At 55.2% G+C, this 12,769-nt stretch carries 12 protein-coding genes and 1 pseudogene; 1 reads left to right on the top strand and 12 read right to left on the bottom strand.

Features of this window, described 5'->3' with window-relative positions; genetic code table 11:
• Positions 1-53 precede the first annotated feature (53 nt).
• The 11 genes from phnD to phnF all read right to left on the bottom strand — a co-directional run bounded on the left by phnD (position 54) and on the right by phnF (position 8,896).
• Positions 54-980 (bottom strand): phosphonate ABC transporter substrate-binding protein, encoded by a 927-nt coding sequence (phnD, locus tag K5Y30_RS00065; RefSeq protein WP_222210221.1) that lies wholly within the window; start codon positions 978-980, stop codon positions 54-56.
• Positions 981-1,006: 26 nt separating this feature from the next.
• Positions 1,007-1,837 (bottom strand): phosphonate ABC transporter ATP-binding protein, encoded by an 831-nt coding sequence (gene phnC / locus K5Y30_RS00060; protein ID WP_222182819.1) that lies wholly within the window; start codon positions 1,835-1,837, stop codon positions 1,007-1,009.
• A gap of 158 nt (positions 1,838-1,995) precedes the next feature.
• Positions 1,996-2,526, bottom strand: a complete 531-nt coding sequence (gene phnN, locus K5Y30_RS00055) for a ribose 1,5-bisphosphokinase (protein WP_222210220.1) — start codon at positions 2,524-2,526, stop codon at positions 1,996-1,998.
• Entirely contained in the window at positions 2,526-3,662 is a 1,137-nt protein-coding gene (phnM, locus tag K5Y30_RS00050; protein WP_222210219.1) for an alpha-D-ribose 1-methylphosphonate 5-triphosphate diphosphatase, read from the bottom strand. Before phnM ends, phnN begins: the two co-directional genes overlap by 1 nt.
• Complete coding sequence (phnL, locus tag K5Y30_RS00045) at positions 3,659-4,363, bottom strand: phosphonate C-P lyase system protein PhnL (RefSeq protein WP_222210218.1); 705 nt, start codon at positions 4,361-4,363, stop codon at positions 3,659-3,661. The genes phnM and phnL overlap by 4 nt, the downstream gene beginning before the upstream one ends.
• A gap of 130 nt (positions 4,364-4,493) precedes the next feature.
• A complete protein-coding gene (gene phnK / locus K5Y30_RS00040) occupies positions 4,494-5,255 on the bottom strand; it encodes a phosphonate C-P lyase system protein PhnK (protein ID WP_222182823.1) in 762 nt (253 codons plus the stop codon).
• Positions 5,245-6,093: an alpha-D-ribose 1-methylphosphonate 5-phosphate C-P-lyase PhnJ gene (locus K5Y30_RS00035; RefSeq protein WP_222210217.1), complete on the bottom strand. Its 849-nt coding sequence runs from the start codon at positions 6,091-6,093 to the stop codon at positions 5,245-5,247. Before K5Y30_RS00035 ends, phnK begins: the two co-directional genes overlap by 11 nt.
• Positions 6,086-7,162 (bottom strand): carbon-phosphorus lyase complex subunit PhnI, encoded by a 1,077-nt coding sequence (locus tag K5Y30_RS00030; RefSeq protein ID WP_222210216.1) that lies wholly within the window; start codon positions 7,160-7,162, stop codon positions 6,086-6,088. Before K5Y30_RS00030 ends, K5Y30_RS00035 begins: the two co-directional genes overlap by 8 nt.
• A complete protein-coding gene (gene phnH, locus K5Y30_RS00025; protein WP_222182828.1) occupies positions 7,162-7,737 on the bottom strand; it encodes a phosphonate C-P lyase system protein PhnH in 576 nt (191 codons plus the stop codon). The genes K5Y30_RS00030 and phnH overlap by 1 nt, the downstream gene beginning before the upstream one ends.
• Entirely contained in the window at positions 7,737-8,183 is a 447-nt protein-coding gene (gene phnG, locus K5Y30_RS00020; RefSeq protein ID WP_222210215.1) for a phosphonate C-P lyase system protein PhnG, read from the bottom strand. The genes phnH and phnG overlap by 1 nt, the downstream gene beginning before the upstream one ends.
• Positions 8,180-8,896 carry a phosphonate metabolism transcriptional regulator PhnF gene (phnF, locus tag K5Y30_RS00015; RefSeq protein ID WP_008105516.1) on the bottom strand — a complete coding sequence of 239 codons (717 nt, stop codon included), beginning with the start codon at positions 8,894-8,896 and terminating at the stop codon, positions 8,180-8,182. The genes phnG and phnF overlap by 4 nt, the downstream gene beginning before the upstream one ends.
• 587 nt (positions 8,897-9,483) lie before the next feature.
• Here phnF and K5Y30_RS00010 point away from each other — a divergent pair.
• Positions 9,484-12,153, top strand: coding sequence for an Ig-like domain-containing protein (locus K5Y30_RS00010; RefSeq protein ID WP_222210214.1), 2,670 nt, complete (start codon positions 9,484-9,486; stop codon positions 12,151-12,153).
• A 139-nt stretch (positions 12,154-12,292) separates the two neighbouring features.
• Here the strand turns inward: K5Y30_RS00010 and cbl are convergent.
• A pseudogene (gene cbl / locus K5Y30_RS24780) lies at positions 12,293-12,609 on the bottom strand (HTH-type transcriptional regulator Cbl); the annotation flags it as partial.
• Positions 12,610-12,769: the final 160 nt, after the last annotated feature.

Here is a 12,769-nt window from a genome sequence, read left to right as displayed (position 1 = left end):
GATGGGGGACAGCCAGCACCGACCGAGGAAGGTGACAGCCAGCACCAACTAAATTAACCGCGCGTACCCTTCATCAAATCACGCTTCATATCGATGATATTCTGGTAATCCGCCACGGTAGCTGGACCGATGTGCTGGGCACCGCCAACCGCTTTAACAAAGCAGCCGTGATCTTCTTTATCCAGTTTCTTGATGGTGGCCACCACTTTCGCTTTGAAGTCAGCGGGCAGGTTGTTGCTGACCAGAATCGGGCCGTTCGGGATCAGCGGCGACTGCCAGATGATGCGGATCTGCTTCATCAGGTCTGGATGATCCATACGAATCAAACGACCAAAGGCACCGGAGGTATAACCGGTTTCGCGGTCGCCAATCAGCGACGTCCAGGTCACCGCGCCTTCGAACTGGCCGTTCAGCACACCGAGGATGTCCTGCTCGTGGCCGCCGGAGAAGGTGACGCTGGAGAAGGTGTTGTTGTACTTATCGTCAACCGTGCCGCCAAACTCTTTCTTGAACGCCTGGTTCGGCATCAGGAAGCCGGAAGTGGAATCCGGATCGGCCATGCCAAACGATTTACCTTTCAGGTCTTCCAGCTTTTTGTACGGGCTGTCGGCTTTAACGATCACCACCGAGTGATAACCCTGCGAACCGTCTTTGTCGTCCACCACGATGCCCACCACATCCACCGCTTTCGGGTTCTGCAGGTAAACCGAGGCAAACGAGGCGGGCGACATGCTCAGCACTAAGTCGATTTTGTTGCCCAGCAAGCCCTGAATCACGCCTGAATAGTCAGACGAGTTGCGCAGTTTGGTATCCACCTGCAGCTCTTTATCGAAGAAATCTTTCACGCATTGGTTATCACCAATCTGCTGCGTGGCGTTCTGGCCGCCAAGAATCCCGAGGTTCAACTCTTTTGGTGCATCCGCTGCGTTTGCGCCAAATGCCATCGCAATAGTCAGTAAAGCTAAAGAAGTCAGTTTCATTCTTAGGTTTTCTCTTGCTGTGGGAGTTAGTGGAGCTGGTTAATTTCGTCGCCGTACAGCTCATGCATCAGGCCGTCGGTCAACCGGGAAGGATGTCCATCAAACAGCACTTTGCCGCGCTGAATACCGATGACGCGGGTGCAGTAGCTTTTTACCAATTCAATTGAGTGCAGGTTCACCATTACGCTGATGCCCTGCTCGCTCACCTGACGCAGCACGTCCATGATGCGCTTGGTGTTTTTCGGATCGAGTGACGCCACCGGTTCGTCCGCCAGCAGGATGCGCGGGTTTTGCATCAATGCCCGGCAAATCGCCACGCGCTGCATCTGTCCGCCGGAAAGGTTTTCCGCACGCTGCAGCGCCTGCGGCAGCATGTTCATCCACTGCAGCAGTTCGATTGCGCGGGCGCGGTCGGTTTCGGAGAAGACTTTGAAGAACGATTTCAGCGTCGAGGTCTGGCTTAAACGACCCAGCAGCACGTTGGTCAGCACGTCGAGGCGCGGCACCAGACAGAAGTCCTGGAAGATCATGCCGCATTCGCTGCGCCACTCGCGCATCTGGCGGCTGTTCAGCGTCACCACATCGCGATCCACTTCGCCGTGGCGATTGCTGAAGATCGCGCCCTGCGAAGCGCTGATGGTGCCGTTGAGCATGTGTAACAGTGTCGATTTGCCTGCGCCCGAGCGGCCAATCACCGCCACCAGCTCGCCCGCATGCAGATCGAAGCTGACGTTATCCAGCACCTGGTTGGCGCCGTACGCTTTGCACAATCCCTGCACCGACAGCACTTTGTTGCCCTGCCCGATAATCGGCGGGAATGGATTGTCGACGACGGTTTTCAGTAATGCCTGTGCCATGTTGCACTCCATCTCTTCTGAGGTGTTGATTGCACGCTATTACGGGCAAAGCGGATGAAAGCTTGATGACAGTAAAATGATTAAACAGTGACAGCGTAGGGCCGCCATTTATGGTGACCTCATTACACCGATGCACCAGGTCGCCATGAATGGCGACCCTACGAAACAATGAGCCGCCGTAAATGTTCGAGCGTAGTGCTCAACGCGCCATCGTTATTCAACGCATAACAGTGCGCGGGCAGCGGTTCGGCGGCACGCGCCAGCCGTTGCGCGATCTCCGCTTCTGACTCGCGCCCACGCTGCCGCAAACGCGCTTCCAGCACCGCTGGCGAAACCTGTAACACCAGCGGCAGCAGCTGCGTGCCGTAATGCTGCTGCACCATCGGCAGATGCAGGCGCGAACCGTTCACCAGCACATTCATCCCGCGCGCCAGCCACAGATCGATCTCCTCGCCCAGCCCGTAATACATGCCGTGCGCCTGCCAGCTGACGGCGAACAACCCCAGCGCCTCGCGCCGTCGAAACTCGGCTTCGCTTAGCGCCACATGGTTCTCGCCGCCCGCATCGGCGGCGCGCGTAATGTAGCGATGGGCGATCAGCAAATTCTCCGGCGGCGCTTCGCGCAGCGCGTTCAGCAGGCTGTCTTTGCCCGCGCCCGAAGGCCCGGTAAGCCAGATCAGGCGCGCCATCAGAACACCCGTTTGCCTTGCGACCAGACGTGACGAATGTGCGAATGACCATGATCGGTATGCACCAGCACTAAATCGGCACGCAGTCCTTCGGCGATGCGCCCGCGATCGTGCAGGCCAATTGCCCGCGCCGGGTTGCGGGTCACCAGCGCGGCCGCCTGCGGCAGCGTCAGCGTGTTGCGCTCATCGGCCACCAGCCGGAACACCGCATCGAGCAAGCTGGCGGGATAATAGTCGGAGGAGAGAATATCCAGCAGGCCGTGGCTGGCGAGTTCTGCCGCCGCCACGTTGCCGGAGTGCGAACCGCCGCGCACGATGTTGGGCGCGCCCATCAGCACCTGCATGCCGCAGTCGCGTGATGCGCGTGCCGCCTCCAGCGTGGTGGGGAATTCGGCGATGGCGCTGCCGACCTCATGCGATTCGGCAACGTGCGCCGCCGTGGCATCATCGTGGCTGGCCAGCGGAATGCCGCGTGAACGGCACAAGCTGGCGATGGCGTTGCGGTTAGGCGTGGAGAACTCGGCGGCCAGCGCCAGCTGCTCACGCTCAAACTGATCCATCTGCTCGTCGTTGAGCTGATATTTGCCCTGATAATAGGTGCGATACATCTCCAGCGAGGCGTACTGGCGCTGGCCCGGCGAATGATCCATCAGCGACACCAGCGACAGCTCCGGCGTGTTGATCAGCGCTTCAAATAGCGGCAGCGTGGTGTTGTGCGGCAGCTCGCAGCGCAGATGCAAATGGTGATCGGCGCGGTTAATGCCTTTGCGATTGCTGTCCTGAATCGCGTCGATCATTTTGGTGAGATTATCCAGACGATGGCCGCCATCGCGGACGTCGCCGACGCCAATCGCATCCAGCACCGTGGTGATGCCGCTGGCGGCCATCAGCGCATCGTGGCTGCTCATCGCCGAATAGGCTGGCCAATCCACCTTCGGACGTGGCGCAAAGAACTTGTCGAGATTATCGGTGTGCAGCTCCACCAAACCCGGCAGCAGGAAGGCGTTTTCGCCATCCAGCGCGCCCGGCTGTTGGCTGACGCTATCGCTAAAGCTGGCGATGCGTCCGTCACGGATTTCCAGCGATCCCGTTACCACTTCGGTTTCCAGCACCAGCTGGACGTTGTTGACGATCATGCTTCTGCTCCTGCTTGCATTGGCTGCATGACGTGCAGGCGATCGGCCACGCGTGCGCGCACCGCTTCGTCATGGAAAATTCCGACAATGGCGGCACCGCGGGCGCGCGCCTGTTCAATCAATTCCACCACTGCAGCGCTGTTGGCGCTGTCGAGCGAGGCGGTTGGCTCATCCAGTAGCAACACCGGATAGTCGGCGATAAAGCCGCGTGCGATGTTGACGCGCTGCTGCTCGCCGCCCGAGAAGGTGGACGGCGCCAGTGACCATAAACGCTCCGGCACATTGAGGCACGTCAGCAGCTCTTTGGCGCGTTTTTCGCAGAAGGCGCGTTCGGTGCCGCGCTCCAGCAGCGGTTGCATGACGATCTCCAGCGTGGGCACGCGTGGGATGACGCGCAAAAACTGGCTGACCCAGCCGACGGTGTGGCAGCGAATCGCCAGAATCTGGCGGGCGGGCGCGTTGGCCATGTCGATCCATTCGCCCTGATGTTGCAGCCAGATGTGGCCGCTGTTGGCTTGATAGTTGCCGTACAGCGCGCGAAGCAGCGTGGATTTTCCGCTGCCGGAACGGCCATGCAGCACCACGCATTCGCCGCCGCTGACTTCAAGGTTGGCGTCCTGCAATACCGGCAGCGCAGCGCTGCTTTGGTTGTGCAGCACAAAGGTTTTGCTCAGATGCTCTACGCGCAATAAAGGTTGCATAGTGATGTCCTGATGGTTTTGATGGTTGTGCTGGTCTTTGAGAAGGTCGCCATAAATGGCGACCCTACGGGCAATACGGTTGCATTGGACACGTCATTCATGGCGACCTGGTTAATGTCCGCACCCGCGCTCAACTCAACACCGATGAAACCAGCAGCTGCGTATACGGATGATGCGGATCGTCCAGCACCCGGTCGGTCAACCCGCTCTCCACCACGCGGCCCTGCTTCATCACCAGCAGGCGATGCGCCAGCAAACGCGCCACGCCGAGATCGTGCGTCACAATCACCACCGCCAGATTCAACTCGCGCACCAGCGTGCGCAGCAGATCCAGCAGGCGCGCCTGCACCGACACATCCAGCCCGCCGGTTGGCTCATCCATAAACACCAGCGTCGGCTGCGTCACCAGGTTGCGGGCAATCTGCAAACGCTGCTGCATACCGCCCGAAAAGGTGGTGGGCAGATCGTCGATGCGATTAGCGGGGATCTCCACATCCTGCAGCCAGCGCATCGCCTCTTGACGAATATCACCGTAATGACGATGGCCCACCGCCATCAGCCGCTCGCCTATGTTGCCACCCGCCGTCACCTGCGGACGCAAACCGTCGAGCGGATGCTGATGCACCACGCCCCATTCGGTGCGCAGCAAGCGGCGGCGATCGCTCTCACTCAGCTGATAGAGATCCTGTGCGCGATAAAGAATGTTGCCCTGCTGCGGCGCTAAGCGTGCCGACAGGCTGCGCAACAGCGTGGTTTTACCCGATCCGGATTCCCCGACAATGCCTAACACTTCGCCGGGATAGAGCTCAAAACTCACCTCTTCAAACCCTTTGCCGGGCGCGTAAAGGTGGGTGAGATGGTTGACCGCAAGCAGCGGCTGTTCACTGTGCATGCTGTTGTTCCTGCTGCTGGTGGCAAAAATCGGTATCGGAGCAGACAAACATGCGCGTACCGGCGTCATCCATCACCACCTCGTCGAGGTAGCTGTGGCGCGAACCGCACAGCGCGCAGGGTTCTTCCCACTGCTGCACGCTGAACGGGTGATCGTCGAAGTCGAGGCTTTCCACTTTGGTGTACGGCGGCAGCGCATAGATGCGTTTCTCACGTCCGGCACCAAACAGCTGCAGCGCCGGCATCATGTGCATTTTGGGGTTGTCAAATTTGGGGATCGGCGACGGATCCATCACGTAGCGATAGTTGACCTTCACCGGATAGGCATAGGTAGTGGCGATGTGGCCGTAGCGGGCGATATCTTCATACAGTTTCACCTGCATGATGCCGTACTCCTCCAGCGCGTGCATGGTGCGGGTTTCGGTCTCGCGCGGCTCGATAAAGCGCAGCGGCTCAGGGATCGGCACCTGGAAAATCAGGATTTGATCTTCTTCCAGCGGCCTTTCCGGAATGCGGTGACGCGTCTGGATCAGCGTGGCATCACGGGTCGCTTCGGTGGTGGCCGCGCCGCTGACGCGCTGGAAGAAGCGACGAATGGATACCGCGTTGGTGGTGTCATCCGCGCCCTGATCGATCACTTTCAGCACATCGGCATCGCCAATAATACTGGCGGTGATCTGAATGCCGCCGGTGCCCCAACCATAAGGCATCGGCATTTCGCGTCCGGCGAACGGCACCTGATAACCGGGAATCGCCACTGCCTTCAGAATGGCGCGGCGGATGGTGCGTTTGGTCTGCTCATCCAGATAACCGTTGTTGTAGCCGGTTAACTCACTCATGGTTCTGCTCCTGATGCGGTTGGCGCAGTTGTTTCAGCAGCTCAAGCTCCGCCTGGAAATCGACGTAGTGCGGCAGCTTCAGATGCGAGACAAAGCCCGCCGCTTCGACGTTGTCGGCATGCGACAGCACAAACTCTTCGTCCTGCGCCGGGCCGGCAATGCGTTCGTGGTACTCCGGCGCCTGCAACGCGCGATCCACCAGCGCCATCGCCATCGCTTTGCGCTCGGAACGGCCAAACACCAGGCCGTAACCGCGCGTAAAGTGCGGCGCGCTGTCAGTTTCGGTGGTGAAGCCATTCACCATCTCGCATTCGGTCAGCAGGATTTCGCCAATCTCAATCTCAAAGCCCAACTCTTCCGGGCATATTGACACGCTGAGATAACCGGTACGAATTTCACCGGCGAACGGATGGTTGCGGCCGTAGCCGCGCTGCGTCGAATAGCCGAGCGCCAGCAGAAAACCTTCGTCGCCGCGCACCAGCTGTTGCAGCCGTGCGGCGCGCGTTGCCGGATAGCCTGGCGGTTCGCGCGTGATGTCGCACGGCTCGCTGCCGTCATCCTCTTCGCGTGCCGCCAATCCTTCCGCCGTCATCATGCTGAACACGTGCGGACAGTGTTGCGGCAGCGCCTGATCGTCACGCGGCGCGGCAGGCGTTTCGCCATTCGCCAGCAGGGTGAAATCGAGCAGGCGATGGCTGTAATCGTAGGTTGGGCCGAGCACCTGGCCGCCCGGCAAATCTTTGTAAACCGCTGAGATACGGCGTTCGAGGCGCATCTCAGCGGTTGCCAGCGCCAGGCTATCGGCGAGGCGCGGCAGCGTGGTGCGATAGGCGCGTAGCAGGAAAATCGCTTCCACCAGATCGCCGCTCGCCTGTTTAATTGCTAAAGCCCCCAGCTGCGGATCGTAGATGCCGCCTTCGGTCATCACGCGATCGACCGCTAAACCCAACTGTTGCGCCACCTGATCGCAACCCAATTCGGCGACCTCGCGATCGCCACGACGCAGATCGGCCTGTAGCTGATGGGCGCTGGCTATCGCCTTTTCGCCCCCTTTGACCGCAACGTACATCAGCACACCTCCACGTCGGTGGTGCGTGGCAGCGCCATCATCGCTTCACCGCAGGTGAAAATCAGATCGACGCCCTGTGGGAACGGATGTGGACGCTCGCGCAGATAGTGCAGAATCGCCTCCGGCAGCTGCGGCGCAACGGCGCGCGGTTCACGTAAGCCGGGACCGGAAAGACGCAGCGTTAAGCCACCGCTCAGTGACGGCACTTCCACAATCAGCGTGGTGCTTTTTTCCGGGGACATGTTGTCGCCAGAAGCAAACAGCGCCGGATCCGGATTGGCCGCCGCGTGCGTCAGCGCAAAAGGGGCATCGCGCTCATCGACAATTGGCACGCCGGTGTGGAAACGCAGGTTGCTGCGTACCACGTCATTATCGATGCGGCCATCGAGCCACAGCGCGCTCTCCTGATCGACCAGCGTCAGCAGCACCGCCGTGGCCGCCGGCGAGAGATCGCCCCAGCCCTGTTGCAGCGGCAGCGATACCATCACACCCGGCTCACTCATCGCTTTCAGGATGCGGCGGAAGGCACGTTGGGCATCGGCCACCGGATGGTTAAAACTTGCCAGTAAAGTCATCAGTTATCTCCGCGAACCAGCGTAAAGAAATCCACTTTGGAGCTGGCGATTTCACGCGCGCGCAGCTGTCGCTGCTCTTCACGCAGGGCCGCCAGCGGGGCAATCAATTTTTCCTGCAACAGCGCCTGGGTTTCCGGCTGTTGTAGCAGCGCATCAATCAGCGCGCAGCGTTCGGCGTGCGCTTTGTCGCGCCCCAGCACGTAGCTAAAGCCGAGCGTGCCGTCGTGCAGCTTCACCACCGCGCGCGTCACCGTGGCATCGCCCATCACAAAGCGCTTACCGCTGCCGCCCATGCGCGCCTGCAGGCGGGTTAAGCCGGTTTCTGCCGGACGGATGCGTTCAAAATCAGCGTTGATACGTAACGGCTGCCAGTGCGCCTCAAGCTGGCTGGCTTCACTGTGCGCCAGCACCGAAAGCCAGTGCTGGCGGGCTATTTGCTGTGTCATTCGTGCTCCAGAGTCAGTTCAATCATGTCGCCACGCGTCAGGCTGACGGAGTATTCCGCTACCTGACCGTCGCTATGTTTATTCAGGGTGCGCACGCACAGCAGCGGCGACTGCAGCGCAATCTCCAGCTGCTTGCACTCTTTGGCCTGCGCGCGACGCGTGCTGATGCGGGTTTGGCTGCGCGTCAGGCTCAGGCCAAGCTGCTGCTGCATAAAGTCGTGCAGCGAACCGCTGTGAAACTGTTGCAGCGCCGGCCACCAGCTGAGTTCCGCCAGGAAGTGGTTGATGACGCACACCGCCACGCCATTGACGCGGCGCAGCGTGCGCAAATGGATAACGTTGTCGCCTTCATTCACGCCCAGCGCGCTCGCCACATCGCTGCTCGCCGGACGCAGCACCGCCAGCAGACGCTCGCTGGTGGGATGACTGCCCTGCTCCATCAGGTTCTGACTGAAGCGCGCCTGTGCATGCAGCGGATAGTCGTAAGGACGCATCAGCACCAAAATGCCCACGCCGTGACGCCGTTGCAGCAGGCCTTTGTTGACCAGTTCATCAACCGCGCGCCGCAAGGTGTGACGATTAACTTCGTAGTGATCGGCCAGCTGTTGCTCAGAAGGCAGATAATCGCCGCAGCGATAGCGCTCCTGCAGCGCCTGCTCCAGTTGGGCGGCAACGGCCTGATACACAGTGGTCGGATGTCTGGATATCTCCATCACGCTCAATACCTCATTCGCATTGGTTGAGGAACGCAGCGGGCTTGCTGCGGGATGGCGATTACATTGCGCATGTCAGATGACAGCACCGTGACGGCTCAATGACGGGCGGATGAATTTGCTTAGGGCAGAAAAATTACAGTTGAACGGCGGGCAATTTAATAATTTATTTTTAACTTTAATCTTTATGAAAATTCTGTAAAAAACCACCCCTGATGCTCAAAGCAAGACAGGTGTGTTCATTTGCACAACAGTCATAAGAGAACCTAAAAAACCATCGGCATGAACTCAAATGAAGGGGGGTAAAGATTGATTTAATTAACGCTACACAATGTAAGAATTTTTCTTAACTCTCTCAGCGCGAGAGCTTCTGGCTATACCTATTCTCTCATTAGTTCAATCTTTTTAATAACGGCGTTATTTAACTGATTTCTTACAAGACATTTCTCGTATAAGTCGTTAAAGGTTCGGGCCATTCTTAATCGCTGAAAATACTTATAGATTGCTGAGCCTCTCCGCAAGCAACATCTTGTATTTTAATTTTATTCAACACCAAAATTTCAAAACATCAGAAAAGGTTTTATCTAATGATTTACTCCATCATGGCCGATATGAATAGTCTCATCACCATAGAACACGATACACCATATCCAGGGTTCAGTATCAAAAATCCACTGCCTGATGAAGTTGGCACTACAGTGTTTATCACCATCAATAATCAGACCTTTACCACGATCATTGATGCAAACGGCTTGTGGAGCTGGAAAGCGTCAACGCCGTTCCCTGATGGCGATTACAGCGTAGCAATTCGCTACGTTGATCTGGCAGGTAACTCTTCCGATACGTCGCAGTTCTCTATGGTGATTGACACTACCCCACCGGAAGCGCCGATACTGTTGAACATGTATGATGATGTGGGTAATAAACAAGGAAGTTTTGATTCTAAAGATATCACTGATGACACACGCCCAACGCTCACTGGTCAGGCACAAAAAGGGGCTATTGTTTACCTCAAGGATGCTTCCGGCAAAACCCTTGGCAGTGCAGTGGCGGATGAAGTTACTGGCATTTGGAAGTTAACACCGGATACCGATCTAAAAAACGGTAGCAATAGTCTTACGCTGGTGGCTGTTGAAATGTTTGCTGGTAAAGAACGCATTGGTGCTGAAACGGCACCCTTCATCATAACAATTGCCAATGACAGCCCCTCAATTAAGCCTGAGATCACTCATGCGTGGGATGATATGGCCCCGTTTACTGGCATGCTGGCAGACAATGCCGTTACCGACGATAAAACTCCTATACTGCACGGTCATGCCGATGCTAACAGCATTGTCTACATTCATTACCGTAATGCAAACGGCAGTTGGCTTATATTAGGCACCGCAGTAGTCGACAGCCAGGGGCAATGGTTTCACGAGAGCAAAGAATTGGCCGCTGGCGAATATGAGTTCAGTGCCCAATCTAGCAGTATTATGCAACCGGGAACCAATGTGTTTAAACTGAACATTGTTGAAACCGCATCATTCAAACCTACAATTGATCAAGCTTGGGATGACGTTGGTAAAGAAATCGGCGTGATTGATAAAGGCGGCAGGACCGATGATCGCCAGCCTACGTTAAATGGTCAGGCAGAAGCTAACAGCATTGTGCAGATTGAGATGAAAAAGGCTGGGGGTGCCTGGCAAAGCGGTTTTAGCGTTATTGCTGACGCGCAGGGTAATTGGAAATTTACACCCGATCAGGAACTTGCCCTATCTCAGTGGTCATTCCGGGCCAAAACAACCACCGGTAATTACAGCGACAGCTACGATTTCACCATCATTGATGATCAGCAATCCACCGGAAGTAAATGGGATTTTGAAACCTATTCGGGTAATGGCTGGTCATTTGGCAACCATTTTACCTATGATGGACTTGATTTCATGTTGGGTAAGGAGTTCAATTATTTAAGCGATCCAGAGTTCAGGGTGGATTACGATCCAACGCTGAAAACTAATGTATTACTTATTAACACAAATGAAAAATTAAGCGATGAAGAAAATATTGTTACATTAAAGTTACCTGAAAAGTGTAATTACTTCCAACTGGACGCTATTGCCTGGGATAGAGGTATAAACTCTAACTGGGATAAAGGTGAAAACTATTTATCATTCTATAATGATCAACATCAGGAAATTGGTCGCGTTTATCACGACCCTAAAATTATCGATGATATCCAGCAACTGAAATTTTACACGGCTAAAAATGAAATCTCTTATGTAGAATTCCATTTTGACCCTGCATCCAGAGGCCTTTATCGCTACGCGGTAGACAACATTTCGGTCAAGCGTGACTATGATCCATTTTTTGACTTATCCTCAGGAGAAGCTAAATTTGGAGAACAATTGGTAGGTAATGATTACCGAGGCACTGATAGCCTTCATTTTGGTAATATCAAGTACCACATTGATATTGCACTGAATTTCTCACTCACTGCAGACAAATATACTCATGCAATGAAAATACCAAAATGGTCCCAGGTTACATTAGAAGTTGAGGCTACAGATAAGGTGTCATTCACTTTAGGCGCATACGATGATTCCAATGATTATTTTAGAGAGACATGCATTAATTATTACTCAATTAATAACAAACTTCTTTATTCTGTTCGACCGAATCCCGATGGAGGCGATTATACTTACACCGCACCAGCGGGTGAACGTATCGGCTCAGTTAAATTTGTCACCGGCAGGATCGATGATGACACCAGTTTAGATCTGATGAATTTCAAATGGGGAAGCGCATCGACTCACGCCAGTGCATCAGACATCATGACGGTAGGTAAGGATATTATAGTCAATACAGTTTCCGATCTGAGCGAATTAGAGGGCATCTTAGATGTTAACGAGCTGGTTATACGTGGTGATAATCAAGTGATTGATCTTGGCTCTCTTAGCCAGAAAATCTCCTCACTTGCACAGATCGACATCACTGGCTGCGGAAACAATATGTTAAAAGTGGACATTGACAGTCTGCTTACTACCGGTGAAAAAGATTTGTTTATCGCCGACGGTAAAACGCAAATGCTGGTTAAAGGTAATAAAGGCGATATCGTGAAACTCTCCGATATTCTGCCGCAAGGCATGGATAATAATGGCGACTGGGTGAAGCAAAATGGAAACATCACCATTTCCGGCGTTAACTATAACGTTTATAGCCACGGCAATGATAGCGAGTTGTTTATTCAACAAGGTATCAAAATTGAAATGATTTAAGCGTTAACGTTTGGAAGTAAGTTCATTGAGGCCACAGTTCATAACTGTGGCCTCACTCTTTTGAAGGTAATGTTGACGCTGTTTAATCTTTACCCAGCATGGAGCCACGTCGGGCCTGTACAACAAGAGACAAGGGAGATTAAATCTGGAAGTCGATAGCCGGTTCGTTTTCTGCCTCGTCGGAAAGCGCCTGACGTTTGATCTCCTCCAGCGACAGATTGGCATTACAGCGTTCGGAGCGTTGCCAGACGTCATTAAGCTGCGACTCACCGCGCTTCAGGTCGAGCCGCACCGTATTGGCATCGAACAGATGATGCGTCTCGATTTTTACCCGGTCTGCACCTTCTTGAATATCACACGCCTGATCGGCCGCATGCCCACACCAGGACCAGGTTCAACATAGGTTTTCACCACGTCAGAATCATGTGCGTTGGTTTGTTGTACTCGGATGTCTGGATATCCCCATCGCGCTCAATACCTCATCTGGTTGAGGAGTGCAGCGAAGTTCACTGCGGGATGGCGATTACATTGCGCATGTCAGATGACAGCGCCGTGACGGCTCAATGACGGGCGGATGAATTTGCTTTAGGGCAGGAGGCGTGCGGCGAAACAGCGG

The sequence above is a fragment of the Pantoea sp. DY-5 genome, from assembly GCF_019795955.1.
In the GTDB taxonomy this organism is placed as follows: Bacteria; Pseudomonadota; Gammaproteobacteria; order Enterobacterales; family Enterobacteriaceae; genus Pantoea; species Pantoea leporis.
This window is presented reverse-complemented; position numbering and strand designations above follow the sequence as displayed.